This is a genomic window from Neolewinella aquimaris (genome assembly GCF_014197245.1).
GTDB classification, from domain to species: domain Bacteria; phylum Bacteroidota; class Bacteroidia; order Chitinophagales; family Saprospiraceae; genus Neolewinella; species Neolewinella aquimaris.
Genome location: NZ_JACIFF010000022.1, coordinates 1 through 2078, shown reverse-complemented (window position 1 = coordinate 2078; position 2078 = coordinate 1). Strand labels below are relative to the sequence as shown.

The following is a 2078-nucleotide window of genomic DNA, read 5'->3' as shown; positions in this document are numbered from 1 at the left end:
CAGATACCACCAGACAGCATCCTGGCAAAGGAAAAGGGCAATTCTGATGAGTTTCAGGTTATGATAGCCTCCTCAGATCTGAGAAAAATCTTACTTTGACAAAAACATAGAATGAGAGTATCCGATATCCTAAACCAAGTCAACACATTTGAAAAGAATAACTTTTTAAGAGTTGTTGATCAAATCATTAGCGAAAAACCTACGAACTACAAAAAGATCGAAACAATCCTAAGCCAGATTGACGGTCAGATTAAGAATGCTGATAACCTTAGTGTCGAAAGTGTATTTGGATTGGTTTCAAATGAATACGAGAAATGCATTCGATCGGATTTTCAAACTACTACCAATCAACTAGACATCCTAGTTGATATTTTAATTAGAGATGGCAATTCCTTGATGAGCAGAGAATGGCTTCTCAAGCTATACGACAAAGAAGTAAAATCGATTAAAGCAAAAGTCAAGGACTTAAAAGCTCTGTTAGCTTCAGGCGATGACGATAGAGTTCGAGACTACAATATCTATAGAAGCTGCGTAGAAATTGCTTACCTAAATGATGAAGCAAACAATCGAGATAAGAAGGTAACTAAAGACGAACAATCAATCCTCAATGTATTGATTGAAGGACTGGACTTATCCCATGAAGAGGTTAAACTCATCAACTACTCGGTAATATCGATTGCCAAGCTTGAAATCGACGAGTTGATATCGCTGTTAGTAAAATCAGGTGTAATCTTCTATTCAAAAAAGACTCACCAAATTTTTGTGCCAGATGAAATAGTAGGAATTTTGAGAAAAATTCGTGGTAAAGAGGTTCCCGATAAAATATATAATAGGGTTCTCAAAGCTTTGAAGCCTAGTCAAGTAAATCTTGTTGCGAGAAAGCACAACATTGAGTTCAAGCTTTCTCAAGAAGAAAAGGCAAAACATATAATTGCAGAAGGAATCCAGTTCTCCAAGTTGCTTCTTACAGGAATACACAAACCGGGAACCAAGAAAACGGAGAAAAAGAAGGCGGTAGTTGATCTCATTGAGAAACAGCTTAAAGTTTCGGATAGAATCGGTGGGGCCTCATTAGAAGACAAGGTGGGTAATTTTATTATCTACCTTAATGAAAAAGACAGGGAGGAAAATATTAGCATTTCTATTCATGGTTATGACAAATTACTACAGGACGCTAAATCATCAATCAAGGATTTCGCTTCGACAATTAGAGCAGAATTTGAGATTCAAGATTCTGTGCCCCTTGACGCAGAAAGCCTCTTGAGCCATAACCTAAAACCGTTGGATATTCTCTATTCTCTCAATGATGAGAGTATAAAGCTGTTTTGCGAACAGAAGAACATTTCTACTCGAGGTGATGAAATAAAGAACATTTTAGAAAACTATCGGGATGTCAAAAATCTGTATTTGGAAAACTATATTCATATTTCTAACAGGGATGTTAACTCTTTAAGAAGCAATAATATAGGAATTAAGGAATCCGAATTAGGCATGCAATATGAAGCTTTAACTAAGCACATTTTTGAAGATCTAAAACTCCATGTAGATGAAACTTTAAAGAAAAAGCTTAATACCGCTAAGGATCAAATCGACATATTAATTAATCTTGGAAATGAAGAGATAATTGTCGTCGAATGCAAAACGAAAAAGGACAAGAAATTTTCCACTTACAGCTCCGCTTCAAGACAGATAAAGGCATATAAATCACTTGCTGAGAATGCAAAATATAAGGTTGTCAAGACTTTTATAGTTGCGCCAACATTTACCGATGATTTTATCAATGAATGTGGCCTTGACTATGATCTTAATCTATCATTAATTACATCAGAGGCTTTAATAGAAATCCACAAAGCATTTCAAGTGTCGGCCCTCGATGAATTTCCATACAAGATACTTCTTAGGGATGTCCTAATTGATAGTTCCAGGGTAGTCAAAGCAATATCAAAATAAAAAATTAAAATGCAGCGAACACCGTGCATACGCCAACCCGGCGAGGATGCGGGAGGGTTCTGTTTAAGGAAGAACTGAAAGGTTGGTGTATTTCGGTGTCTATAGAGCTAGTCGGTGGTAGCCGGGCT

General features: G+C 36.6%; 1 protein-coding gene. It reads left to right on the top strand.

From position 1 onward, the window contains the following. Nucleotides 1–111 precede the first annotated feature (111 nt). The gene (locus tag GGR28_RS18805; protein ID WP_183497382.1) at nucleotides 112–1950 is read left to right on the top strand and encodes a hypothetical protein; all 1839 of its coding nucleotides are present in this window, start codon (nucleotides 112–114) and stop codon (nucleotides 1948–1950) included. Nucleotides 1951–2078 lie beyond the last annotated feature (128 nt).